The following is a 24,598-nucleotide window of genomic DNA, read 5'->3' as shown; positions in this document are numbered from 1 at the left end:
GCGGCGGCCCTCTTGCCCGGCATAAATGTGGTCGCAAGCGTTTCTCGCCCCTTGATGCGTGGCGATGATCCCCGGGTCTGGCTAGAATGGGGGCCCATTTTTCACAGACAGATCCTGCACCATGACCCTATCCGGATTTCAAGGCCTGGTCTTCGACCTCGACGGCACCCTGGTGGACTCCATGCCCCTGCACCTGGCCGCCTGGGAGCATACCGCCCGCGAGTTTGGCTTTCAGTTCGATGCCGACTGGTTTTATGAGCTGGGTGGCATGCCCAGTCGCAAGATAGCCTTGCTGGTGGCCGAGGTGCAGCAGATCGCGCTGGATCCCCTGATGGTGACGCGCTGCAAGACGGAGCACTACGTGGCCAACCTGCACAAGGCGACCCCCTTCCCGGCCATGCTAGATCTGGTCAGGCGCCATCACGGCCTCATTCCCATGGGGATAGGCACGGGCTCACCCCGCATCAATGCCGAGGCGGTGCTGCGCAATACCGGGCTGGATCGCTACTTCTCCGTGGTGGTGACCGCCGACGATGTGGAGCTGCACAAACCCCACCCGGATACCTTCCTGCTGGTGGCACGGCGACTCGGGGTCGAGCCTGAGGGCTGTCTGGTGTTCGAGGACACGGGCATAGGGGCGCAGGCCGGTGAGGCCGCGGGCATGCAGGTGTGCATGGTCAAGGAAGGGAAGCCGGTCGGATTGACCTGCTGAGCAAACGGGCTGGTCGTCGAGGCGGCCTGGGGGAGAAGACCCACTCTCATACGGGACAGGCATGACATGAGAGTGGGGATGCGCGTCGTCACCGATTGACGCAGCGGCAAGTTCAGAGTCAGGAGGAGGCGAGCATCACTGCTCGCTGCTACCGCCCTGGTTGTCGTCATAACGGCTCGGACCGCCGTGGGGGCGCGGGGCCATGGAGACCCGTGGCTTGCGGGCGCGCTGGATGCTGACCTGGGGGCGGCCGGAGTGCATGGCGATGGTGGAGATCTTGGCCTTGTAGACCAGTTGCTGATTGCCATGGGCATCGGTCAACAGCACGCTGTACTGGTCGAAGCCACTGATGGTCCCCTCCAGCTTGATGCCGCTCACCAGGAAGATGGCGACCTGACTGCGGTTCTTGCGCAACCAGTTGAGGGCAGAATCTTGCCCGTTCCCAAGGGAGAAAGCCTGCTCTATGGTGGAGTAGCTTGGGGATTCAGTTGTCATAAATTATTGTCCCGCGGAAAAAAAGTGGCGTTTGATTGTGCTAAATGGTCACAGGCTTGTCAAAGTCATTCTCACCCCGTCGCCAAAGCATCGGTGAACGGGGGCTGCGGTGCGGGAGCTTGCGCAAATCTGCAGATAAATATGCCCCTCTTCCCTTGATGCCGGGTCGGGCTATGTCATCAGCCCCCTTTCCAGGCCAAGGGCTATGCCCATCTATCTCCCGTCCCTTAAGGCTCTGTACATGAACAGGGCTGGTGGTTAGCGGCGGTGGCTGCAATAATTGGCGCCTCTGGCCGTTCGCGGCCTCATGCTGGGGTCCTATCTTGCATCCGGTTTCACACCAACACCCAATTACCTATACCCATGACGCGACCGCGTGCGAAGAGTGTGACCTGCTGGTGCCGGCCACCGAGCTGGCCATGGGGGAGACGAGCAGTTGTCCCCGTTGTGGTCACGTCTTGAGCCGATACTTGCCGCAGCAGGAGCGCAGGCCCATCGCCTACGGCTTTGCGGCGCTCATCATGTTCGTGCTCTCCAACGCCTTCACCTTCATGTCGTTCTCGGCCAAGGGGGTGGGGCAGGAGATGACCTTCCTGCAGTGCATCACCACCCTGGTGGATCAGGGCTATCTGTTTCTGGGGGCCGTGCTGAGCCTGACCCTGATCGGCCTGCCGCTGGTCTATATCGGCTCCATCATGCTGGTGCTGTGGCGGCTCGACAAGGATCTGCACAGCAATGCCCTGCGCTCTCTCGGTCGACTGCTGTGCCGGATCAAGCCCTGGCTGATGGTGGATGTCTTCCTCATCGGGGTGCTCATCTCCCTGGTCAAGCTGATGGGCATGGCGGACGTCAAGATGGGGCTCTCGTTCTGGGCCTTCGTGGGCTACACGGTGCTGCTGATCAAGATGATCTCGTCCCTGGACCGGATGTGGCTGTGGCAGCGGCTGTTCGGCCCGACCGAGGCGAGGGAGCTGGATCCCGAGGCCAGCGCCCTGGCGTGCGGGCTGGTGGGTTGCCACATCTGCGGCGCGCTCAATGACGGCGATGCCCACAGTTGTTCCCGTTGCGGCGATCGTCTGCATCACCGCAAGCCGGGCGGCCTGAACCGCACCTGGGCACTGCTCATCACCTCGGTGATCCTCTATATTCCTGCCAACCTCTATCCCATCATGGACACCGTCTTTCTGGGGGACGACAGCCCCTCGACCATCATGGGTGGTGTGGTGTTGCTCTGGGCCATGGGTTCATACCCCATAGCCGCGGTGATCTTCTTCGCCAGCGTGGTGGTGCCTCTGGTGAAGATACTGGCACTGCTGTGGCTCTGCTACATGGTGCAGCGTGGCCGGGTCGGCTCTCCCCTTGGCAAGCTCAAGCTCTATCGCATGACCGAATTTGTGGGGCGTTGGTCGATGATCGACGTCTTCGTGGTGGCCATATTGGCTGGCCTCATCCGGCTCGATAATCTGATGACCATCTACCCGGGCCCCGCGGCCATTGCTTTTGCCGGGGTCGTTTTGATCACCATGGTGGCCGCCATGAGTTTCGATTCCCGCCTGATCTGGGATTTACAACAAGGAGAGCGCGAACGTGAGTGAGCGTAAGACGAGGTGGAAACCGGGCTCTGACTTTATGAGCTCGGCCGCCGCTATCTGGATGGTGCCGCTGCTGGCGCTGTTCATCGGAGTCTGGATGCTGTTCCAGCACTGGTATTCACAAGGCCCCAGTTTCACCCTGACGGTCGCCACCGCCGAGGGCATAGTGGCGGGCAAGACGGTGATCCGCTCCCGCGAGGTGGAAGTGGGTCGCATCGAGGCGGTGGAGCTCAGCGATGACTACAGCCATGCGGTGCTCAAGGCCCGTCTGACCAATGCCGCCGCCGGCATGCTCAAGAAGGACAGCCAGTTCTGGGTGGTCAAACCCAGGGTCGGGCGGGAGGGGGTGTCGGGTCTTGGCACCCTGCTCTCCGGGGCCTACATCGAACTCGCGCCGGGCAAGAAGGGCAAGGCGCGCGGTGAATACGCCATGCTGGACAAGCCCCCGCTCGCCTCGGTGGACGCCAAGGGGCTGAGGCTCTCCCTCAGCAGCCGCGATGCGCGTGCCCTGGGGATCGGCTCCCCCATCAGCTATCAGGGCTTCACCATTGGCCAGATAGAGGAGGCCAAGTTCCTGCCGGAGAAGAGCGAGATGCAGTACCAGCTCTTCATCAATGCCCCCTACGACATCCTGGTGAGCAGCAACTCCCGCTTCTGGCTGACCCCGGGCTTCGAGGTCTCCATGAGCAGCGAGGGGATGAAGGTGAAGATGGATTCGCTCGAGAGCCTGCTGGACGGCGGCATCACCATGGGGCTGCCACCGGGCTGGACACCCGGTGAGCCGGTCAAGCAGATGGACAGCTTCACCCTGTTCCAGGACGAGGCGAGCGTGCTGGCCGGTAGCCTGGATCAATTCATCGACTACGTCTTCCTGTTCGAGGACAACGTGGGTGGCCTGCACCCCGGAGCGGCGGTGCAGTATCGCGGCATCCGGGTCGGCACCGTCATCTCTGCCCCCTACCTCATCGACGACAAGGGGGTGCAGATCTTCAAGAGCCGGCAGATCCCCGTGCTGGCCCGCATCGAGGTACAGCGCCTCTCCCATCGCTACGCCAATGCGGAGCGGGAGCAGTGGCGTGCCCTGTTCAGCAAGCAGTTCAAGGAGGGATTGCGGGCCAGCCTCAAGACGTCCAGTCTGCTGACCGGCGGCAAGGTGGTGGATCTCAACTTCTATCCGGATGCCCCCGCCTATGAGCCCATCAAGCTGGCAGGCTATCAGGTGTTCCCGACCGTGCAGGCCGGGCTGGATCAGATAGAGCGCAAGGTGAACCTCATCCTCGACAAGTTCGTCGACATGGACATGGCCACCACGCTGACGCAGGTGAATACCACCCTGGCGACCCTGGACAAGACGCTCAAGCACATCAAGGCGGTGAGTGCCAATCTGGAGCAGTTCACCGGTCAGCGTTCGACCCAGCAGTTGCCCGAGTCACTCAACCAGAGTCTCAAGCAGCTGCAGGAGACGTTGCAGACCTATGATGCCGGTTCCCAGACCAACCAGGAGCTGCGTCAGTCGGTGCAGTCTCTCAATCAGCTGATGGGGGAGTTGCAACCCCTGGTCCATTCCCTGAACGAGCAGCCCAGTTCGCTGATCTTCGACCGCTCCCGTCCCCAGGATCCTGAGCCCAAGCGAGGAAAATGATGAAAAAACGGATGATGACCCTGGCCTTGCTGGGCCTGCTGGCGGGATGCAGCGCCGCGCCGACGGCACTGCACTACTACTCGCTGGATGCGGAGATCCCGCAGTCGAACGGTATCACGGCACAGCCCCGGCACCAGCTGGTGCTGCGTCCCGTCGCCCTCTCTGGCCAGCTGGATCGGATGAGTCTGGTCTATCAGCTGGAGGGCAAGGAGCTGCACTTTGCCGAGTACCATCGCTGGGCGGGTTCACTGGATGCCCAGCTGAACCAGCTCACCCTGAATGGCCTCTCCAGCAGGCTGCCGGGCTGGGTGATACGGCAAGATGGGGCCCGCAAGGGACCCGTGCTGACCATCTCGGTCGAACGCTTCCAGGGGCGGCACGATGGTCGCGCCCTGCTGAGCGGCCGCTGGCGCTTGCTGACGGAGGAGGGGGTGGTGCTGCGGGACGTGCCCTTCCAGCAGGAGCGGGTCTTGCCGGCCGATGGTTATGGCGTCCTGGTCGACGAACTGGGACAGGGCTGGCAGCAACTGCTCGATCAGATAGCGGCGGATGTGCGTACCCGCGGCTGAACGGGACAATGAAAAACGGGAGGCCTGGGCCTCCCGTTTTGTTATCCATTGCGGGTGGGGTGAGGTTATTGCTGAACCTCGGAGACCCCCTGCACCTTGACCTCAACCCGGCGATCCGGGGCCAGGCAGACGATCAGCTCATTCTTGGTGCCGCTGCTGCAGCTGTCGCCGGTGACCGGTGAGCTCTCGCCACGACCTTCCACGTTGACCTTGCCGGCGGGCAGTCCCTTGCCAACCAGATAGTCGGCGACCGTCTGTGCGCGCTGCTCGGACAGCTTCTGGTTATAGGACTCCGAGCCGAGGCGGTCGGTGTAGCCGATGACGGTGGCCGAGCCATCCTTGGGTCTGGCTGCTTCGATATCGCTGTAGAGGGTATCCAGCGCCTGACCGGCTTCCGGCTTGAGGGTGGCCTTGTTGAAGTCAAACAGCACATCCGAACTCAGGGTGAACTGCTTGTCGACCATGACGGGTTCGGGGGCCGGCGCCGGGGCGGCGACCGGCATAGCTTCCGCTACCTGACCGAAGCGGTAGACGGCGGCCAGTGAGAGCAGGCCATTGTCCATGCGCAGGCCGGTGTCTTCACGGCTGCCATAAGGAGAGCTGTACTGGTACTCGAGGCGGGCAGCCCAATCCAGGTTGAAGGCGTATTCGGCACCGAGTGCACCGACGAAAGTGAAGTCGTTGTCACTGTCCAAGTTGTCGCTGCTGGTCCAGCCGTAACCGCCACCGAGGCGACCGTAGAGATCCAGGTTCTCTGCCACCGGGAAGCCGAGCTTCAGGGTCAACTGGGCCAGTTGCGCCTCAACGGAGTCGTTGAAGACGGCGGAATTTCTGGTGCCGTTGTACTTGAGCTTGCCGAGGTAGTCGTAACCGAGCTCGATCCCCAGGTTCTGGTTGATCTGGTAACCGGCGAAGACACCGGCCCCCACCTCATCGTCGTCCTTGTCTTCGGTGGTGATGGTGTTGCTCTCGTCGACGCCGTAGAAGTTGGACCAACCCAGTTTGGCACCGCCATACCAGGTGTTGTCTTGTCCGGCTGCCTGAGCGTTGGCCGCAAGCAAGCCTGAAACCAGCAAGGTAATCAGTGTTTTGTTCATATGAAGCCTCTGCAATTTTGTCTGTGGGGGAGATCGAACCTTGTGTCGCCTCACCTCATGGGTTGGGCCTGTATCCAGCCACAACATGTTTAAACCTAGCTCGCTTTTTAAAATCCACAAGCAACTGATATAAAACATATTGTGATAACCATCTGCATCATAGAGGAGTCGGCTGATGACTGTAGGGGCATGACCCGATTCTGTGATGAGTGTCATACGAGTTTCATTTGTTCGTTGTGGGAAACAACTGACTCCAATAAAGAGGCCGACGTGAAGTCGGCCTCTTGCATCAGTCTGCTCATCACCGGGGGATGAACTCGTACTCCCGTTCGATGAAGGTGGCGGCGCGCTCGCTCAGGGCGGCGTGCACGGCCGTGGTCGGATGGACCTGATCCCAGAACATCTTGCCTTCACAGTCGAGCTCGCTGGCGCTGCGGCGAGCCATCGGGCTGGCAACGGCCTGAGCCAGCAAGGGGTTGCCGGCGATGGCGAGGCGCTCCTGCGCATTGAAGGGAGCAAGCTGGCTGTCGGTGGCGGCGCTGCGGGAGGAGAACGGCTTCCACACATAGCCCCCGCCGTAGCAGGCATTCTCGGTGTCGCTCAGGCCGAAGTTCTGCGGATCCCGCAACATCTCGGCGAACTGCTTGTCGATCTCGAACAGCTTCACCATGCCGGTAGGGGCCAGCTGGCGTGTCAGGTTCAGCAACAGCTCGTTGTGATAGCGGGAGACATGGCTGGCCGCCTCCACCACCTTCTGGCTGCGGGCCGAGGGGTTCTGGCCCAGATCCGGCAGGTTGAACAGCAGGATCTGCTTTGCCCCATGGAGCACCATGCGGTTGGCCGAGTCACTGATGATGTCGCGCACCCGCCTGGCATCCAGCTCGGTATTCCAGCCGTAGGCCAGATAGTCGTTGGCGCCGACCCAGAGGATCACCAGATCGTCCTCCTTGAAGCTGTCCTTCTCCAGGAACTGGGTGATCTCGTAGTCCAGGTTATTGATGACCTGGTACTTGGGATTCCAGGAGATCTTGTTGTAGGCCACCGCGGTGGCCCCCCCTTCCGCCTCGTTGACTATTTTCAGCCCCGGGAACGGCTGGGTCAGCCGCTCCAGCCAGACCGGGCCGTTGGAGAAGCGACCCTGATAGTAGGGCGGGCTGGAGGGGAGATAACCGCGCATCTTGCCATACATCTTGCCGGTGTCGGAGAGACTGTCGCCGAACATCACTATGCGGGAGAAGGGGGGACGCGTCTCGGCGGTATGGGCCGTCAGGGCGAAGAGTCCCAATAAACACAGAAGCCATTTGGTCATGTTGCTGTTCTCATGGAGTGGATGCAGGCGCTGCCTGCGGGCTGTTCCTCGAAGGCAAGGGGCTGGGGACCCCTGTTGCCAGGCTGCACGGTATCCACTCGAATACATTCTTGCAGCAAGCCATGGGCATTAAATCGATTGCGGTCACACTGGCCTCCCCTGGATGGGGGAGGCTTCACGTTTGTTTCACGCCGGCCCGGGCAAGATGCCTGCATACCCAATGACAGGAGCGTGAAAATGAACAAAGCAAAGGTAATCGGCCTGGTGGCCCTGATGTCAGTCTCTTCTTTCGCCATGGCGGCCTACACAGGCCCCCAGGAGCAGAACAAGGTCTCGGTCGCGCAGTTGAAAGACGTGGCAGATGATCAGTGGGTGACCCTGGAAGGCAAGCTGGTCAAGCACCTTGGCGGCGAGAACTACAGCTTCCGCGATGAGAGCGGCGAAGTGGAAGTGGAAGTGGACGGGGACGTGTGGCGCGGCGTTGAAGTGGGCCCGAACGACCTGATCCGCATCCGCGGCGAGGTTGACCACAGCTGGAACAAGACAGAGGTCGAGGTCGAGCACCTGGAAAAGGTCGGTGCCGCTCCCCAGAGCAAGGGCGGCTTCATCGCCAAGTAAGTTTGCAGACCATGCTGATGGGAAGGGCGCTAGATAAGCGCCCTTCCTGTTTTTCTGGCTGCCGTCAGCCGGCCCGGACGGCGACGGTGCGCTTGAACCCTTTCTCGGCCTGATTGACCTTGTAGAGGTAGCGACGGGCCTCCGCCTTGGGGTGCTGCTCGGTCAGCACCTGATAGACCGCCTCGGGGGAGAGCCGGTTGATCATGTCAGGGGCCGCCTTGCGGTTGCTGGAGAAGGTATTGAGCACCCCGCCCGCACCACCGTTGTAGGCGGAGATCACCGCATAGCGACGGGATTGGGGATCCTGGATATCCGCCAGATAGACGGTCTGCAGCAGGTGCAGATAGGCCGTTCCCACGTCTATGTTGTAGGCCGGATTGAACAGATCTTCCCGGGTTGGTTGACCGTTCTTGCCCTTGACCCGCACATAGACGTCCCGTCCGGCGGTGGCCGGGATCACCTGCATCAGGCCATAGGCATTTGCATGGCTGACCGCATAGGGGTTGAAGCTGCTCTCTGTCTTGATCACCGCATAGATAAGGCTCTCGGCGACGCCGTACTTGCGGGAGGCCTCGCGGATGATGCTGGCGTACTTGTAGCCGCGCTTGTCCTCATGGTTGGCCACCATGGGGATGTCGACGAAGAAGATGGTGCGGATGCCGAGGGTGCGCTTCTTCATCGCGCTGGCCAGCAGGTAGTCGGCATAGCGCTCCGCGCGCCAGCTGGAACGGATGGCCTGACCCTGGGTGTCCAGCACCTGGCCATAGAGGAAGGGCTCGCCACCCGGCATGATCTCTCTATCCGAGTAGAGATCCACTTCCGCCGGATCGTCCGGGGTCAGCAGCGTCTCTATGATGGCGCGGCGCAGGTGGGCGCGGGGATCAATGCCCGAGACAGTTTCCACCATGATGTGGCCGCTGGAGAAGTCGACGTGGGCCCGGCTCTTGTATTGATCCGTGTATTTGACGTAGTCAAACTTGCCCGCAAACAGTGCCTCGCGTCCCCATATTTCGTTCACGTTATGGGAGAGCGCACTGATCATGTGTTCGAAGCCGCGGATGTCCTTGCCGTTGACCAGATCCTCGTCTTCTGCCCCGGGTTTGGGAGAAGAGGAGCAGGCAGAGAGAAACAGCAGGGCGCACAGCAGCCAAAAAATTCGACCCATAAGATCCTCAAACTGGGCGGTGGGGCCGCCCGTCACTCATTTGCCTTGAACCAGAAGAGGGCCAGCCGTCGAGGGCCGCTCAGCCTGGATCACAGGGACAACTCATTGGCACCGGGGCGGGAGCCGCATGGTCGCAGATGCCGGGCTTCGGCACTCTGCGCCCTGCTCGCCGACTCGGTTTACTGGCTGGGAGGGGTGTAACCGTCGATGGCCACTTCACCCGCTTCAAACAGGTAGCTCACCATCTCCTTCTCCAGCAGCTGGCGATGCTCGAGATTCATCATGTTCAGCTTCTTCTCGTTGATCAGCATCACCTGTTTCTTCTGCCATTCGGTCCAGGCTTCCTTGCTGATGTTGTCGAAGATCCGCTTGCCGAGTTCACCGGGATAGAGTTGGAAATCCAGGCCAGGAGCCTCTTTTTTCAGACGCTGGCAAAATACGGTACGGCTCATGTTGACCTCTGTGGTTGTAAGTCCGGGTAGGCGAGCAGGCGGGCCGTGGCGGCCGCCAATCCCACCTCGGCAGGATGGCGTAAGTTATACCAGAGTCGGGAATCCGCTTCCATGAGCAAGGGGGGGGGCGGGGCAGCCATTTCGATCAGCAAGGGCCGAATATCGAGGTGGAAGTGACTGAAAGTGTGGCGAAATCCAGCGAGCTCCCGGTAGTCGGTCTCATCGAGTCCCAGCCCCTGCAGGCGCCCTTCGATCTCGGCCAGGGACGCCACCTGGGGGAAGCAGTAGAGGCCGCCCCAGATCCCCTGGGGGGGGCGCTTCTCCAGCAGCAGCTGGTCGCCGTGGCGAATGATCAGCATGATGCCGTTGCGGGCCGGAATGCTCTTCTTCGGTTTGCTGTTGGGGTAGGCGGTGGGGTTGCCCTGCGACAGCCCCTGGCAATCGGCCTGCACCGGGCAGCGATCGCAGGCGGGCTTGCTGCGGGTACAGACGGTGGCCCCCATGTCCATCATGGCCTGGTTGTAGTGGGCCACGCCGAGCCTTGGGGTGAGGCGGGTCGCCAGCTCCCAGAGATCGTTCTCCACCTGCTTCTGCCCTGGCCAGCCCGGCAGCGCCAGCCAGCGGGTGAGCACCCGCTTGACGTTGCCGTCCAGAATGGCGTGGGGCTGACCGAGGGAGAGGGAGAGCACGGCACCAGCGGTGGAGCGACCTATCCCGGGCAGGGCCATCACCTCGTCCAGTCGCTCCGGAAACAGGCCGCCGTGCAGATCGCGGATCTGCTGGGCCGCCTTGTGCAGGTTGCGGGCACGGGCGTAGTAGCCAAGCCCGGTCCAGTGGTGCAGCACCTCGTCGATGGGGGTGTCGGCCAGCGCCAGCACATCGGGGAAGCGGGCCATGAACCGCTGATAGTAGGGGATGACGGTGGCGACCTGGGTCTGCTGCAGCATGATCTCGGAGATCCAGACCCGGTAGGGGGTCTTGTCCTCCTGCCAGGGCAGGGTCTTGCGGCCGTGGATCTGGTACCAGTCCAGGATCCGGGTCGCGAAAGTGCTGTTATCTGAATTGCTCACATTATTCTCATGCTATTGATTCAAAAAACTAAATTGACCAACGTGTAGCAGTCTTGGCGCTGATACCAGTACAACGCCCGGGTGGGGAAAGTGCTGTTATCTGAATTGCTCACGGGGTTCTCATGTTTTGATTAAAAAGGGGAGCTCTCGGGCTCCCTCTTGAACTGCCGGCCAGGCCCGCAGGCCCGGCTTGCCATTGTGACTCGCTCAGCCGCGCCAGTCCTGCAGCGCCTTGAGGCTGACATGCTGACCACCGACCTGCAGGATGATGTAGTCCTGGGCGATGGCGACCAGCAGCACCCCGGGGGCGACCTCGCTGCCCTCGTGCAACTCCCGCCCGTTGAGCACCACGGCGCGTTTGGCCGGGTCGGAGGAGAAGTTGTGGGCGCCATAGGTCAGGGGAGGCACCTGCTGTTTCAGCGCGGGATCCAGGGCGCTGATCGGCATGGCGCCGGCCTGGGGTTGTGCCTGGGGCGCCGTCTCTTCCACCAGGGGGGTGTTGTTGAGGGCCATCATGATGCGCTCTGCCAGGCTCTGGGTGCCGTTGCCGGCGGTCGCCGTCGCGGGGGCCGCAGCAGCGGGTTTGGGCTGCACCACGGGCTCAGGCAGGGGCGGAGGCAGCGGGCGGGTGATCATGGGTCTGGGCTCGACCCGCACGAAGGGAGGCGTCACCACCTCCTTCACCTCGATCTGCTGTTCTATGGGCTTGAGATGATAGAGGTGCCAGCCATAGTTGGCGGCCGCCCCCATGATCAGGGCAAGGGGGGCCAGCATCCACCAGATCCAGCGGCGGTTCGGCTCCTCCTCCTGGCCCACGGGCAGGCCCATGAGGGGCATGTGGGGAGTGAACTGGGATTGGTCGGCGCGGCGCAGGGCCTTGAGCAGGGTAGACATCAGGAGGCATCCTCCATCAGGGGATCCATGGCGTCGTCCGCCACGGCATCCAGATCGACAGGGGTGCTGGCACGCAGGGATTCATCCTCCAGCCTCGGCATGGGTTCACCGGCCACGGCATTCAGGCGCAGCAGGGTATTGCTGCCGGCGATGCCGTCCGGGGTCAGCCCCTGCTCGCGCTGGAACTGCTGCAGCTTGCTCTTGAGGGTGGCATCGAAGCGGCTCACCTTGCGATCCGGCTGCTGCATGGCGCGGCTCAGCGCATTGTCCAGCCACTGGGCCTGGGCCGCACTGGCATTGCTGCCTATCAGGGGTACGCCGCCCTTGGGCATGCGCCACAGCAGGGTATAGCTGCCCCCCCAGGCATCGGACAGCCACTGCCTGTCCACCTGCCAGCTCTGATTGCCGATGAGCAGGGAGGCCTTGTCCGGCCCCAGGCTGACCAGGGTGGCGTAATAGAGTCCTCCCGTTTCATCGGTCAGGCTGATGAGGGCGGGATATTGCAGGGCCTGCAGCTCGGCCAGGGTGGCTTCCCCCTCCTGGCAACGCAGACCGGCGCGGGGGGCGTCGTCACAGGTCGCTTCCTCCAGCTCGGTCTGGTAGCCCCACACCCTGTAAAGGTTCTGCATGGCCACGTCGGGTGAAATCGCCTGATTGATGGCGCGGGTCAGCTGTTCCAGTTGCTCCGGCGTCTCATCCACCTTGACCGGCACCTCCACCTTGACCAGGGGGCGAGCAGGGAAGACGCCGAAGAACTGCCAGCCCCACCAGCCGGCGGCGACCAGCAGGGCGCCTGCCAGGGTCACGGTGAGGCCGGACTGCCAGCTTCCCTCGTCACGAATGCCGCTCACTTCATAGGCCGCCAGGCTGATGTCGCCGTGGGCTATCTTGTGGCTGCCGCGGGCGAAGGCGGCGATCAGGGCGCGGTCGCAGATGAGGTTGATGAGACGCGGGATGCCGCCGGAGAGGCGGTGCAGGGTCTGGATCGCCCTGGGGGTGAAGATGGGTTGGACACAGCCCGCCACCTGCAACCGGAAACGCACATAGGCGTCCACATCCTGACAGGAGAGCGGCAGCAGGTGGTAGCGGGCCGTGATGCGCTGGGCCAGCTGGCGCAGCAGGGGCTGGCGCAACATCTGTTGCAGCTCCGGCTGGCCGATGAGCACCACCTGCAGCAGCTTCTTCTCGTCGGTCTCCAGGTTGGTGAGCAGGCGCAACTGCTCCAGCACGCCGGGGAGCAGATGCTGGGCTTCATCCACCAGCACCACGCTGCGCTTGCCCGCCGCCAGGTTGGCCAGCAGGTGATCGCGAATGAGATCGAACAGCTGCTTGAGGCTGGCCTCCTCGGCATAGGGCAACTGGAACTCGTCACAGATGGCCGCCAGCAGATCCCGCTCGGTCAGGGAAGGATTGAGGATGTAGGCGATCTCGGTCTCGGCTGGCAGTTGCTGGAGCAGGCAGCGGGAGACAGTAGTCTTGCCCGTGCCCACTTCCCCCGTCAGCAGCACGAAGCCGCCGCCGTCCTGCAACCCGTAGTTGAGGTGGGCGAGGGCCTCCCCGTGGCGTTCGCTCATATAGAGATATTTGGGGTTGGGCGAGATGGAGAACGGGGGCTCCGACAGACCGAAGAACTGTGTGTACATAAGGATCCATTCCATTGTTATGGCGGCAGGTTAAAGCCTCCCCAGAGGGATGTCAAAGACCCGGATACCATAAGAGGGTCATCCCGGTCACCGGCTCAAACGGCAATGAGATGCGGGGTCGAATGATCAGAGGGTAGTCGCTCTTCCCGAGCCGGGATCCGTCGTGTCTGTCGGCCAAAAGCGGTATCATCGAGGCAGGTTTATCGAGGGAGAGTGCGCGTGCAGATTTATCTGGTTGGGGGGGCGGTCCGTGATCGCCTGTTGGGCTTGCCCCAGGGGGACAGGGATCATCTGGTGGTCGGCGCCACTGTGGAACAGATGCTGAGCCTGGGGTTCACCCAGGTCGGCCGCGACTTTCCGGTGTTTCTCCACCCCAGCACCCAGCAGGAGTACGCCCTGGCGCGCACCGAGCGCAAGCAGGGCCGGGGCTATACCGGCTTCGTCTGCCACGCCGCCCCCGAGGTGACGCTGGAGCAAGATCTGCTGCGCCGGGATCTCACCATCAACGCCATCGCCGAAGACGAGAGCGGGCAACTGCACGATCCCTACGGCGGCCTCCAGGATCTGGAGGCGCGGCTGCTGCGCCACGTCTCCCCGGCCTTCGCCGAGGATCCCCTGCGCATCCTGCGGGTGGCCCGCTTCGCCGCCCGTTTCCATGAGCAGGGCTTCGCGGTGGCCCCCGAGACGTTGGCGCTGATGCGGGAGATGACCGACGCCGGCGAGCTCGCCCACCTGACCCCGGAGCGGGTCTGGAAGGAGCTGGAGAAGGTGCTGCTGGGGCGGACCCCCAGGGTCTTCTTCGAGGTGTTGCGCGACTGCGATGCCCTCAAGGCGCTCTTCCCCGAGCTGGACGCCCTGTTCGGGGTGCCGGCCCCCGCCAAGTGGCACCCTGAGATAGACACCGGCATTCACACCCTGATGGTGCTGGATCAGGCCTGCCAGCGCTCCCCGGATCTGCCGGTCCGCTTCGCCGCCCTCTGCCACGACTTTGGCAAGGGCCTGACCCCCCCTGCGTTCTGGCCGAGCCACCACGGCCACGGCCAGAAAGGGTTGCCTCTCATCCGGGATTTCTGCGAGCGGTTCAGGGTGCCGAACGACTGCCGCGATCTGGCCCTGCTGGTGAGCGATCTGCACACCCACATCCACATCGCCTTCGATCTCAAGCCGCCGACCCTGCTCAAGGTGTTCGACAAGGCGGATGCCTGGCGCAGGCCGGAGCGCTTCGCCCAACTGCTGGATGCCTGCCGTGCCGACTTCCACGGTCGTACCGGTTTCGAAGAGAAGGTCTACAGTCAGCCGGACTATGTGGCCCAGGCCCTGGCGGCGGCCCAGGCGGTGCCGGTCAAGGAGATAGTGGCGGCGGGTTTCAAGGGGGAGGGGATCCGCGAGCAACTCGCCAAGCGGCGGCTCGATGCCATCAGCCGGGTGCGCGACGAGTGGACCTTTATCGAGGAATAAGCGCCTCTACAGGGTCGATGAGCGAAGCGTCATCGACCGTTTGAGGCAACGCAGAAGCATAAAAAAGCCCGAGTCACCGACCCGGGCTTTTTGCCGTCTGTAGGTTGTAACCGGCTTAGGAGAAGCAGGCCTGCAACACGTAGAAGATGGCGATGGCCAGGATGGCGCCGGCGGGCAGGGTGATGACCCAGGAGACCACGATGTTGCGCAGCACGCCCAGGTTCAGGGCGGCGATGCCACGGGCCAGACCCACCCCCATCACGGCACCGACCAGGGTCTGGGTGGTGGAGATGGGCAGACCTGTACCCGAGGCGATCACCACGGTGGCGGCGGTCGCCAGCTGGGCGGCGAAGCCACGGCTTGGGGTCAGGTGGGTGATGCCGGTGCCGACGGTGGCCATCACCTTCTCACCCATGGTGGCCAGACCGATGACGATACCTATGCCACCAAGGGGCAGTATCCACCAGGCGATGTGGGAATTGCCGGTGATCTGGCCGGCACTCTCGACTGTGGATACCACGGCGGAGAGCGGGCCTATGGCGTTGGCCACGTCGTTTGAGCCGTGGGCGAAGGCCATGGCACAGGCGGTGATCACCATCAGGATGCCGAACACCTTCTCCACGTTGGCGAAGTGCATCTTGTTGTCATCCTGCGGGTTGTACTGCTGACCGCGAATGTAGAACCAGCCGCCGATGGAGAGGGTCACCGAGATGGCGATGGAGAGCAGTATGCCCTCGCCGTCGCTCAGGTGCAGACCGACGTGGGTCAGCCCCTTCTTGATGGTCACCAGGCAGATGACCAGCGCGGTCAGGAACATGTAGAAGGGGACATAGCGCTTGGCGTTGGCCAGCGGGTTGTCGGTGTTGAAGATGAGCTTCTGCACGCTGATGAACATGAAGTAGGCGATGATGCCCGAGATGGCCGGTGTGACCACCCAGGAGCCGACTATGCCGCCAAACTTGCTCCACTGCACCGCTTCCGGGCCGACGCTCACCACGGCGAAGCCGACGATGGCCCCTATGATGGAGTGCGTGGTGGAGACGGGCCAGCCGAAGTAGGAGGCCAGGATCAGCCAGAGGCCGGCGGCCAGCAGGGAGGCTATCATGCCGAGCACCAGCAGGTCCGGGGTATCGGTGAAGGCATTGGTATCTATGATGCCGTTACGGATGGTCGCCGTGACTTCGCCACCGGCCAGATAGGCACCGGCGAACTCGAAGATCATGGCGATGATGATCGCCTGACGTATGGTCAGAGACTTGGTGCCGACCGATGTGCCCATGGCGTTGGCGACGTCGTTCGCACCTATGCCCCAGGCCATCAAAAAGCCGAACAAGGCCGCCACGAGCACCAGGGTGGTGCCGTAATTTGCGATAATGTCCATTAGTAGTGTTTACCCAGTCAGTCGATTACGAACGAGCCAGCATCAGTTCCAGACGGGCGCCAACGCGCTCGGCCTGATCAGCCAGGTCACCTACCCATTCGAGGATCTTGTAGAGGAACATAACGTCGATCGGATTGTACTTGTGCTCAACGGCTTGCAGCTGTTGGCGCAGCCCGATCTGCATGGTGTCAGTATCGTCCTCGATAAGATCCAGCTGGTGGATCATCTCGGCAACCATTTCAACTTCACGTCCTTTAAAGCCGGTTTCGAGCAGCTCATCGAGTTCTCCGATGGCTTTTTCGGCTTGGGCGGTCGCATCGATACAACGTTTGAGATAGGCCATGAAATCGGCTCGCATCTCGGTGGGGAATTCCATCTTGCGGCCAAGCATGCGGCCGGAAATATCCTTGGCACGATTGGCAATCTTGTCCTGCTGAGTCAGCAGTTCCAGCAGATCGGTACGGGCGACCGGCAGAAACAGACCGCGAGGCAGTTTGAGGCGAATTTCGCGTTTGAGAATATCCGCTTCTTTTTCCAGCTGGGCTATCTGTTGCCGGATTTTTTCGGCATCTTCCCAACGGTCTTCGGCAACGGCATCAAAGAAGGGAACCAGCTGCTGGGAGCACTGGTGAACCTTGACGATATGCTTCTGCAGCGGCTTGATGGGGGACTTGGCAAAAAGACCCAAAATAGTATTTACTGGCATGGCCAAACCTGTGTCGGTGAAAAAACACTCGATACGATTTTATGAGGGGCGCAGGATAACCGAACTGTGCCATCAATAAAACCGTGAATTAATCCTTATCTATCGCTGGCATTATATCCTCGCGACCCGGATCATGCCCCCCAAAGTTGCCTGCCTGCCCGGAATGACTATGCAAACTGAGATCGAGATAAAGTTTTTCGTCACCAGCAATATTCAAGAATCTCTCTCCAACTTTCTGAATTCACTTGAAATTATCTCCTCTGAGCAGGTTAGCCTCGGCAATGTCTATTTCGATACGCCCAAGCTGGATTTACGCCGGCTCGACATGGGATTGCGGATCCGCCGCAGCGACCAATTTTCCGAACAGACCATCAAATGTCGTGGCCAGGTGGTCGGCGGGCTGCACGCCAGACCCGAATACAATGCCCCGGTGAGCGGGGATCTGCCGACCCTGTCCGCCTTCCCTGATGCCATCTGGCCGAGTCTGGCCGTGCGCGACGAGATCCAGTCCACTCTGGTGGCCCAATTCAGCACCGACTTCCTGCGCCGTCACTGGCTCATCGCCTTCGAGGGGGCACAGATTGAACTGGCCTGGGATAGAGGGGAGATCGGCGGTGCCCTGGGGCGCAACGACATCGACGAGCTGGAGCTGGAGCTCAAGTCCGGCGAGGCGAGGGCCCTGTTCGGGCTGGCCGCGCGTCTGGCGGAGCTGGGGGGCGTCAGGTTGGGGGCCCAATCCAAGGCGCAGCGGGGCTATCGGCTGGCGGGGCTCGGCAAGCCCCTGGCGGCGCAACCCTTGCCGGATGTCGGCGGGCTCGATGGCAAGGCCTGCATCACGCTCGGCCTGCAGCTCTGGCAGCATCACGAGCAGCTCTGGCTGGAGTGCGGGGATGAGGAGCGGCCGCTGGCGCTGCAAGGGATGCTGCAGGGTTGCGACCTGGTGGTCGAGGCCGCCGAGAACCTGGCGCCGGTCCCTGCCTGGTTGCCCGCTCTTCGGGTGCAGCAGCGTTTGCTGGCGGAGGCGGGGGAAGAGCGGCTGTCGGCCCTGCTGCACGGCGCCGATCTCGTGGGCCTGCAACTGGCCATTGCGGCCTGGCTGCACCTGGATGCTTGAGGGACCAGGTTTGCACTGAATGCAAAAAGGTGAGCCCAGGCTCACCTTTTTGTTTGCTGATGGAAAGCGTCCGTCGGGATCAGTTCACCACGGCCACGTTGATGCTGCCATTGCCCTGGGTCATGCGGACCCGGGCGCCGGGCACGAAGGTGGGGCTGGCCTTTTGCACCACGACGATGGATTCGCCGTTCTCTTTCTTGATCTCGAGCTCGACGCCATCCACCTGGTTGAGCTTGTCACCGGCAGCCTTGCCTGCGGCGGCGCCCGCGATGGCCCCCCCGGCGGCGGCGATGTCGCTGCCGCGACCGCCCCCTATGGTGCTGCCGAGCAGGCCACCGACCACGGCGCCGCCTATGGTGCCGATCAGGGAGTTCTCATCGGCCTGGATCTTGACCGGGCGGGTGGAGATGATGGTGCCGTAGCTGACGGTCTGAACCTGCTTGGCGCGATCCTTGGTGTAGACATCGCCGGAGTAGACGTCGCTGTTGGCGCAGCCGGTGATGGCGGTGGTGGCGGCCAGCAGGGTGACGAGAGCAATACGTTTCAACATGATGGGCCTCCTGGGCGGGCATCGGGTTAATCGGTTTGATGCATTCCACTCTACGCCAACCGGATTGTGCATTAAACCCGCAAAGTGTAACCAATTATGTGGCCTGAACGGCGGTCAGCCCCCGATGCGGGTCAGCTCAGGGCCTTCTCCAGCAGCAGGCGATCCTCCCCGGGGCCGAAATAGCCGGGCTCCTCGGCCAGCAGGACGTAGCCGAGGCGCAAGTAGAGGCGCTGGGCCGGATTGGCCGGATCCACGGTCAGCCTGACTCGTGCCACCTGCAGCTCTGCCAGTGCCTGCTCCACCTGCCGCATCATGCGCTCGGCCAGGCCAAAGCCGCGGGCCTCGGGCCGCACCGCCAGAGAGAGCAGCCAGCCCTGCGACCGATCCTGACCCAGGCCTCCCAGGGCATAACCCAGCAGCCTGCCCTCCAGCTCCGCCACGACCAGCAAGGCGGGCCACAGATCCATGGCCTGACGGAAGAAGAAGGCGGGGTAGACATCCTCCCCGAAGACGTCGGCGTCGATCTGCCAGATGGCGTGCATGTCGGCGTAGGTGGCAAGGCGTAATACGGGGGACGAGTGCATCAGGGCTCCTCTCATCGGGTTTCTGCTGCGGGGCAGCCAAAAAAGGAGGCACAGGGTAGAAGGCCAGAGGAGTCGATGCAAGCGGGTCGGCTGTGGCAGACCACGGATAAAGAAACAGGGCCCGCAGGCCCTGTTTCACCGGACAACCTCGATTGTCTGCGATCAGATGAGGCGGGTCGCCTGCTCCAGCCAGGCGAGATCCTCGCCCTCCAGCAGCGGGCTCAGGCGGCGGTAGACCTCGGCATGGTAGTCGTTGATCCAGCGGAACTCGGCCTGGCTCAACAGGCTGCGATCGATGAGACGGATATCGAACGGCACGTAAGTCAGCCGCTCGAAGCCCAGCATCGCCAGCTCGCCCACCTGCTCCAGCTCGGTCACCACCACCAGGTTCTCGCAGCGGATGCCGAAGCCGTTTTCCCTGTAGTAACCCGGTTCGTTGGAGAGCACCATGCCCGGCTGCAGGGCCACCAGGCTGCCCTTGGGGGCGATGCGCTGCGGGCCTTCGTGCACGCTCAGGAAGTGGCCGACCCCGTGGCCTGTGCCGTGGTCGTAGTTGTAACCGGCCTGCCACAGGGGCATGCGGGCCAGCACGTCGAGCTGGATGCCGGCGGTGCCGCGGGGGAAGCGGGCCTGATCCAGGGCGATATGACCCTGCAGCACCCGGGTGAACATGGCCTTGTGCTCGTCGGTGACCTCACCGACCTTGACGGTGCGGGTGATGTCGGTGGTGCCGTCCAGATACTGGGCACCGGAATCCACCAGGTAGATGCTGTCCTGACCGAAGGGGCGCGGGGTGCCGTTGGTGTGACGGTAGTGGCACATGGCGGCGTTGGGACCCAGCGCCGAGATGGTGTCAAAGCTCGGCTCGACGTAGTGATCCTGCTCGCGGCGGAAGGCTTCTAGACGATCGGCCAGGGTGCCCTCATCCATATCCTGATAGTCGCCGGAGGCGATCAGGCGATCCAGCCAGGCGAGGAAGCGGGTGACGGCGACGCCGTCGCGCAGATGGGCGCGCTGCATGCCGGCCAGCTCCACGGCGTTCTTGCACGCCTTGGGCAACATGGTCGGATCCTGCCCTGCCACCAGGATGGCGCCCGCCTCTTCCATGACGAGCTGGGTCCAGGCGTTGGCGGTGTTGGGGTCGGCCAGCACCTTCTGCTGATCCTCGCCGATGCGCTGCAGCACGTCACCCAGCTTGTCGATGGGGTAGACGGAGACATCCTGCCCCACGTGGCGGGTGAAGGCGATGCAGTCGATCTTGTCGGTGTCGACGAAGAAATCCATGCTGGTGTTGGCGTAGAGCACCGCAAAGCCCAGCACTACCGGCAGCCGCTCCACGTCGCGGCCGCGCAGGTTGAGCAGCCAGTTGATGGGCTCGGCCTGGGTCAGCAGCACCGCATCCAGCCCGCGCTTGCGCAGGTCCGCCGCCAGCAGCTCGCGCTTGGCCTGGCTGGACTGGCCCGCCAGCTCCTCGCTGTAGAGGATGACAGGGGTCTTGGTCGGGGCGGGGCGATCGCTCCAGTGCAGATCGATGGGGTTCTCATCGACCCGAACCAGCGCTATGCCGCGCTCGGCCAGTATTGGCTTGGCGCTCTGGTACCAGGCGAGGCTGTGCAGGCGGGGATCGAAGCCGACCCGGGCGCCGGACGGCAGTTGCTCTGCCAGCCACTGGACGTGGGGATCTTCGTTCAGGTGAAGAAACTCAAACAGCTCGGCCGGTGCCTGCATGCGGGCCTGCACCGTATAACGACCGTCGACGAACAGGGCCGCCCGCTGCGCCATGATGATGGCGAGGCCGGCGGAGCCGTTGAAACCCGTGATCCAGTCCAGCCGTTCGGCATAGGCGGGAATGTACTCCCCCAGGTGCTCGTCGTCGTGGGGAACGATGAAGGCGTCCAGTTCCAACGTGGCCAGAGTGGCCCTGACCTGGGCGACGCGGGTTTCAATAATCTCGAAATGATTCATGTCGTTATTGCCAGATTGTGATGATGTGAGTGTTCACTGATTGTGGCCGCTTGCCAGGATCTGTCGGATCGACTGGCCTGCCGCCTCGATATGTTGCTTGAGCAGGACCACGGCCTCGTGCTTGCGGCGGGCGCGGCACAGCTCCAGCAGGCGGGCGTGTTCGCGCTCGGCCTTGTCCACGCCGCCCTGGGCGAACAGCAGCTCGAAGCGTACGTAGCGATCGCAGCTCAGATTGATCTGGGCGATGAGATCCAGTGCCTGGGGACGATTGGCGGCCTGATAGAGGGTGGCGTGAAAACTGTGGTTCAACTCGGCCCAGTGCTCGATCTGGGTGCCGGACTCCAGCGCCAGATCAAACTGGGCCAGGATGGCTTGCGCCTTGGCGAAGGTCTCCTCCGTCATCAGGTCGACGGCGTGGAACAGGGTATCGGCTTCCAGCAGCGCCCGCAAATAAAAGAGCTCCTCGATGGCCGAGGCGTCCAGCATGGTGACCACGGCGCCGCGATGGGCCTCGAACTTCACCAGCCCCTGGGCCTCCAACTGCATCAGCGCCTCCCGCACCGGAATGCGGCTCACCGCCAGCTCCTTGGCGATGGCGTCCTGACGCAGGGGGGCGCCTGCCGCAAACTCCCCACGCAAAATCCGGCCGCGGAGGTTCTCCATCACCATCTGGGTACGGGTCTTGTAGGGTAGGGTCATGCTTGAGTCACGGGCAGGTTGCAAAATTGTATATTGTATAAAGTTTGGCTGAATCTAACGCGCAACCGCCTGCAAGGCAAGGCTTGGCAGGATCCATATGCCGCGCATCGGCCAAAAAAATACCGGCCAGCTGGGCTGACCGGTATGGGGTTGTCACCTTGGCGGGACGCAGCTTACAGCTGCGGACCCGCAGCAACCAGGCGTTTGCCTTCGTCGTTGTCGGTGAAGCGCTCGAAGTTCTTGATGAAGCGCTGGGCCAGATCCTGGGCCTTGGCGTCCCACTCGGCCTGGTCGGCATAGGTGTCGCGCGGGTCGAGGATGGCCGGGTTCACGCCCGGCAGCTCGGTCGGCACTTCCAGGTTGAAGACAGGCAGCACCTTGGTCGGCGCCTGCTCGATGGAACCATCCAGGATGGCGTCGATGATGGCGCGGGTGTCCTTGATGGAGATGCGCTTGCCGGTGCCGTTCCAGCCGGTGTTCACCAGGTAGGCTTCCGCCCCTGAGGCTTCCATCCGCTTCACCAGCTCCTGACCGTACTTGGTCGGGTGCAGGCTGAGGAAGGCGGCGCCAAAGCAGGAGGAGAAGGTCGGCGTCGGCTCTGTGATGCCGCGCTCGGTACCGGCCAGTTTGGCGGTGAAGCCAGACAGGAAGTGGTACTTGGTCTGCTCCTTGGTCAGCTTGGCGACCGGAGGCAGCACCCCGAAGGCATCGGCGGTCAGGAAGATAACCTTGTTGGCATGACCCGCCTTGGAGACCGGCTTGACGATGTTCTCGATGTGATAGATGGGGTAGGAGACCCGGGTATTCTCGGTCTTGGATCCATCGTCGAAGTCGATGGTGCCGTCGGCTGCGACCGTCACGTTCTCCAGCAGGGCGTCGCGACGGATGGCGTTGTAGATATCCGGTTCGGCCTCTTTGGAGAGCTTGATGGTCTTGGCGTAGCAGCCCCCTTCGAAGTTGAACACGCCGTGGTCGTCCCAGCCGTGCTCGTCATCGCCGATCAGCTGGCGCTTGGGATCGGTGGAGAGGGTGGTCTTGCCGGTACCGGAGAGGCCGAAGAAGATGGCCACGTCCCCATCCTTGCCCACGTTGGCGGAGCAGTGCATGGAGGCGATGCCGCGCAGGGGCAAGAAGTAGTTCATCATGGAGAACATGCCCTTCTTCATCTCGCCACCGTACCAGGTGCCACCGATGAGCTGCATCTTCTCTGTCATGTTGAAGGCGACGAAGTTCTCGGAGTTGAGACCCTGCTCCTTCCAGTTCGGGTTGGTGCACTTGGCACCGTTCATCACCACGAAGTCCGGTTTGAAGGTTTTCAGTTCTTCTTCGCTCGGGCGGATGAACATGTTCTTCACGAAGTGCGCCTGCCAGGCCACCTCTGTGATGATGCGTACCGCCAGACGGGTGTCAGGGTTGGCGCCGCAGTAGCCATCCACCACGAACAGGCGCTTGCCGGAGAGCTGTTTGGTCACCAGAGATTTCAGATGTGACCACACTTCCGGGGTGATTGCCTTGTTATCGTTCTTACCCTGGTCAGACCACCACACAGTATCCTGGGTGGTGCCGTCCTTGACGATATATTTATCTTTTGGGGAACGGCCGGTGAAGATGCCGGTGTTGACGTTGACGGCACCGAGCTCGGTGACGACGCCACGTTCGAATCCTTCCAGGTCTGGGCGGGTCTCTTCTGCGAAAAGCTGCTCATAGGAGGGGTTGCGAACGATTTCCTGGCTGTTTTTGATACCGTATTGGTCCAGCTTCAGTTGTTGGGCCAGGGTGGGTTCTACCACGATAGTCATTATGTTCTCCTGGGTTCAGAGGTGTGTAGGGTTCTATCTGACGTCCATGCTACCACCTAGGTGGTAGTTTTTAGCGATCGCCATCAAACTTTATAAAATAGGGTATTTTTTTGTTATTTAAGTTAAAGGCGGGTTTTGCCCGCCTTTATTTAGTGTAACTTGTTTGCATCATTACCGGGAGCCCCGCTGAACAGGGTTTCGATGTCTATTCCATCAAATTGGTAGTGAGCGCCGCAGTAATCACAGTGCATGTCGATCTTGCCGAGCTCCTGCACCATGGCCACCGCCTCCTCCTTCTCTATCTGCAGCAGAGCCCCTTCGCAGCGAGCGCGGGAGCAGGTGCAGCGGAACTCGATCGCCTGGGGATCGAACACCCGTACCTTATCCTGATGGTAGAGGCGGTAGAGGATCTCTTCGGCCTCCAGACCGAACAGCTCTTCATCCTTGATGGTGCTGGTGAGCTGGATCAGGTGGTCGAAGTCGGCGCCGTGATCCTCGCTCCGGGCAGGCAGCTCCTGCAGCAGTATGCCTGCGGCGCGGGGCTGGCCCTGGTGGTGGCCGGTGCGGATCCAGAGCTTGGTGGCGAGTTGCTCGGACTGGGCGAAGTACTGCTCGAGGCAGGCCGCCAGGGTGTCGGCCTCCAGGGCTATGATGCCCTGATAGCGCTCGCCCTCTTCAGGGGTGATGGTGATCACCAGCTGGCCGTTGCCAATCAGGCTCTGCAGCTTGTCGTCGGTCGGCAGCTCGCCTTCATAGCGGGCCACGCCGCGCAGTTGCTGGTTGTGATCGCCGTTGATCACCGCCAGACGCACCGGGCCGTCCCCTTGCAGCTGCACCGTGATGGAGCCTTCGAACTTGAGGGTGGCGGTCAGCAGGCTGGTGGCGACCAGCAGTTCACCCAGCAGTTTCTGTACCTGTACCGGGTAGTTCTGGGCATCGACGATGTGACGATAGGTACTATCCAGCTGGACCAGCTCCCCCCGGACTTCGTACTCTTCGAACAGATAGCGATACAGGAGATCTTGGTTACTCATCATGCTTTCCTAGGGTTTTCTGGGGGAAAAGATAAATACATTGTTAAACA

At 62.2% G+C, this 24,598-nt stretch carries 23 protein-coding genes; 7 read left to right on the top strand and 16 right to left on the bottom strand.

The window, feature by feature from the left end; all coding sequences use genetic code 11:
* Nucleotides 1–121 precede the first annotated feature (121 nt).
* A complete protein-coding gene (locus tag AC3WR3_RS12640) occupies nt 122–712 on the top strand; it encodes an HAD family hydrolase (protein WP_454010120.1) in 591 nt (196 codons plus the stop codon).
* A 135-nt stretch (nt 713–847) separates the two neighbouring features.
* Here the strand turns inward: AC3WR3_RS12640 and hfq are convergent, their stop codons facing one another.
* Nucleotides 848–1,207: an RNA chaperone Hfq gene (gene hfq / locus AC3WR3_RS12635; protein WP_005327536.1), complete on the bottom strand. Its 360-nt coding sequence runs from the start codon at nt 1,205–1,207 to the stop codon at nt 848–850.
* A gap of 323 nt (nt 1,208–1,530) precedes the next feature.
* Between hfq and AC3WR3_RS12630 the strand changes: the two genes are divergently transcribed.
* The 3 genes from AC3WR3_RS12630 to AC3WR3_RS12620 are packed head-to-tail and all read left to right on the top strand — an operon-like array spanning nt 1,531 to nt 5,010.
* Nucleotides 1,531–2,802: a PqiA/YebS family transporter subunit gene (locus AC3WR3_RS12630; RefSeq protein ID WP_342059640.1), complete on the top strand. Its 1,272-nt coding sequence runs from the start codon at nt 1,531–1,533 to the stop codon at nt 2,800–2,802.
* Nucleotides 2,795–4,441 carry an intermembrane transport protein PqiB gene (pqiB, locus tag AC3WR3_RS12625; protein WP_171273185.1) on the top strand — a complete coding sequence of 549 codons (1,647 nt, stop codon included), beginning with the start codon at nt 2,795–2,797 and terminating at the stop codon, nt 4,439–4,441. The genes AC3WR3_RS12630 and pqiB overlap by 8 nt, the downstream gene beginning before the upstream one ends.
* Nucleotides 4,441–5,010 carry a PqiC family protein gene (locus AC3WR3_RS12620; protein WP_202047281.1) on the top strand — a complete coding sequence of 190 codons (570 nt, stop codon included), beginning with the start codon at nt 4,441–4,443 and terminating at the stop codon, nt 5,008–5,010. Before pqiB ends, AC3WR3_RS12620 begins: the two co-directional genes overlap by 1 nt.
* Before the next feature lie 65 nt (nt 5,011–5,075).
* On the opposite strand, the gene ompA is transcribed toward AC3WR3_RS12620, so the two are convergent.
* Complete coding sequence (gene ompA, locus AC3WR3_RS12615) at nt 5,076–6,107, bottom strand: porin OmpA (protein ID WP_202047280.1); 1,032 nt, start codon at nt 6,105–6,107, stop codon at nt 5,076–5,078.
* A gap of 301 nt (nt 6,108–6,408) precedes the next feature.
* Nucleotides 6,409–7,416, bottom strand: coding sequence for an SGNH/GDSL hydrolase family protein (locus AC3WR3_RS12610; protein WP_492292006.1), 1,008 nt, complete (start codon nt 7,414–7,416; stop codon nt 6,409–6,411).
* Nucleotides 7,417–7,653: 237 nt separating this feature from the next.
* On the opposite strand from AC3WR3_RS12610, the gene AC3WR3_RS12605 reads away from it, so the two are divergent.
* Nucleotides 7,654–8,034 (top strand): YgiW/YdeI family stress tolerance OB fold protein, encoded by a 381-nt coding sequence (locus AC3WR3_RS12605; protein WP_247625466.1) that lies wholly within the window; start codon nt 7,654–7,656, stop codon nt 8,032–8,034.
* Nucleotides 8,035–8,098: 64 nt separating this feature from the next.
* Here the strand turns inward: AC3WR3_RS12605 and mltC are convergent, their stop codons facing one another.
* The 5 genes from mltC to AC3WR3_RS12580 form a co-directional block, all read right to left on the bottom strand.
* A complete protein-coding gene (mltC, locus tag AC3WR3_RS12600; protein WP_139433929.1) occupies nt 8,099–9,199 on the bottom strand; it encodes a membrane-bound lytic murein transglycosylase MltC in 1,101 nt (366 codons plus the stop codon).
* 179 nt (nt 9,200–9,378) lie between these two features.
* Nucleotides 9,379–9,651 (bottom strand): oxidative damage protection protein, encoded by a 273-nt coding sequence (locus AC3WR3_RS12595; protein ID WP_139433930.1) that lies wholly within the window; start codon nt 9,649–9,651, stop codon nt 9,379–9,381.
* Nucleotides 9,648–10,721, bottom strand: coding sequence for an A/G-specific adenine glycosylase (mutY, locus tag AC3WR3_RS12590; protein WP_492292005.1), 1,074 nt, complete (start codon nt 10,719–10,721; stop codon nt 9,648–9,650). Before mutY ends, AC3WR3_RS12595 begins: the two co-directional genes overlap by 4 nt.
* 207 nt (nt 10,722–10,928) lie before the next feature.
* Entirely contained in the window at nt 10,929–11,615 is a 687-nt protein-coding gene (gene exeB, locus AC3WR3_RS12585; protein WP_492292004.1) for a GspB family T2SS assembly factor variant ExeB, read from the bottom strand.
* Nucleotides 11,615–13,258: an ExeA family protein gene (locus AC3WR3_RS12580; protein WP_342059635.1), complete on the bottom strand. Its 1,644-nt coding sequence runs from the start codon at nt 13,256–13,258 to the stop codon at nt 11,615–11,617. Before AC3WR3_RS12580 ends, exeB begins: the two co-directional genes overlap by 1 nt.
* A gap of 219 nt (nt 13,259–13,477) precedes the next feature.
* On the opposite strand from AC3WR3_RS12580, the gene AC3WR3_RS12575 reads away from it, so the two are divergent.
* On the top strand, nt 13,478–14,716 hold the full coding sequence (locus AC3WR3_RS12575) for a multifunctional CCA addition/repair protein (protein ID WP_454010119.1): 1,239 nt from the start codon (nt 13,478–13,480) through the stop codon (nt 14,714–14,716).
* Nucleotides 14,717–14,831: 115 nt separating this feature from the next.
* Here AC3WR3_RS12575 and AC3WR3_RS12570 read toward each other — a convergent pair whose 3' ends face one another.
* A complete protein-coding gene (locus tag AC3WR3_RS12570; RefSeq protein WP_106885734.1) occupies nt 14,832–16,097 on the bottom strand; it encodes an inorganic phosphate transporter in 1,266 nt (421 codons plus the stop codon).
* A 25-nt stretch (nt 16,098–16,122) separates the two neighbouring features.
* Nucleotides 16,123–16,803, bottom strand: coding sequence for a TIGR00153 family protein (locus tag AC3WR3_RS12565; protein ID WP_025328355.1), 681 nt, complete (start codon nt 16,801–16,803; stop codon nt 16,123–16,125).
* Between the two features lie 169 nt (nt 16,804–16,972).
* Between AC3WR3_RS12565 and AC3WR3_RS12560 the strand changes: the two genes are divergently transcribed.
* Entirely contained in the window at nt 16,973–17,917 is a 945-nt protein-coding gene (locus tag AC3WR3_RS12560; RefSeq protein ID WP_454010118.1) for a CYTH domain-containing protein, read from the top strand.
* A gap of 79 nt (nt 17,918–17,996) precedes the next feature.
* Here the strand turns inward: AC3WR3_RS12560 and AC3WR3_RS12555 are convergent, their stop codons facing one another.
* The 6 genes from AC3WR3_RS12555 to hslO form a co-directional block, all read right to left on the bottom strand.
* The gene (locus AC3WR3_RS12555) at nt 17,997–18,467 is read right to left on the bottom strand and encodes an outer membrane lipoprotein (protein ID WP_139433935.1); all 471 of its coding nucleotides are present in this window, start codon (nt 18,465–18,467) and stop codon (nt 17,997–17,999) included.
* A 131-nt stretch (nt 18,468–18,598) separates the two neighbouring features.
* Entirely contained in the window at nt 18,599–19,051 is a 453-nt protein-coding gene (locus AC3WR3_RS12550) for a GNAT family N-acetyltransferase (protein ID WP_454010117.1), read from the bottom strand.
* A 162-nt stretch (nt 19,052–19,213) separates the two neighbouring features.
* A complete protein-coding gene (locus AC3WR3_RS12545) occupies nt 19,214–21,016 on the bottom strand; it encodes an aminopeptidase P family protein (protein ID WP_454010116.1) in 1,803 nt (600 codons plus the stop codon).
* A 33-nt stretch (nt 21,017–21,049) separates the two neighbouring features.
* Nucleotides 21,050–21,715: a GntR family transcriptional regulator gene (locus AC3WR3_RS12540; RefSeq protein ID WP_139433938.1), complete on the bottom strand. Its 666-nt coding sequence runs from the start codon at nt 21,713–21,715 to the stop codon at nt 21,050–21,052.
* Between the two features lie 173 nt (nt 21,716–21,888).
* The gene (gene pckA, locus AC3WR3_RS12535) at nt 21,889–23,514 is read right to left on the bottom strand and encodes a phosphoenolpyruvate carboxykinase (ATP) (protein ID WP_139433939.1); all 1,626 of its coding nucleotides are present in this window, start codon (nt 23,512–23,514) and stop codon (nt 21,889–21,891) included.
* 149 nt (nt 23,515–23,663) lie between these two features.
* Nucleotides 23,664–24,548, bottom strand: coding sequence for an Hsp33 family molecular chaperone HslO (hslO, locus tag AC3WR3_RS12530; RefSeq protein ID WP_202047270.1), 885 nt, complete (start codon nt 24,546–24,548; stop codon nt 23,664–23,666).
* Between the last annotated feature and the right edge of the window lie 50 nt (nt 24,549–24,598).

This window comes from Aeromonas sp. EU05-FHT14A05 (genome assembly GCF_058791175.1).
This window is presented reverse-complemented; position numbering and strand designations above follow the sequence as displayed.